Consider the following 231-nt stretch of genomic DNA (forward strand, 5'->3'; position numbering starts at 1 on the left):
ATCCAAATAAGCGATGGCCACATGGGCGCCTTCCTTTGCAAAGGCGATAGCTGCAGCTGCTCCCATTCCACTATCTCCACCTGTGATTAATGCTACCTTATTCGTTAATTTCCCGCTTCCCTTATAGTGAGGGTTTTCAATAATCGGTTTTGGAACCATGAGATTCTCATGCCCTGGTTGTTTCAGCTGCCGCTGTTCCGGATTGCTTAATGGAACTTCTTCATAACGGGT

Annotated in this window: 1 pseudogene; it reads right to left on the reverse strand. The window is 46.8% G+C overall.

Annotation, left to right across the window (positions count from 1 at the left end):
- Positions 1-231, reverse strand: a pseudogene (locus RYX56_RS25600) (oxidoreductase); the annotation flags it as partial.

It is taken from the genome of Alkalihalophilus lindianensis (assembly GCF_032843265.1).
Lineage (GTDB): Bacteria > Bacillota > Bacilli > Bacillales > Bacillaceae_D > Alkalihalophilus > Alkalihalophilus lindianensis.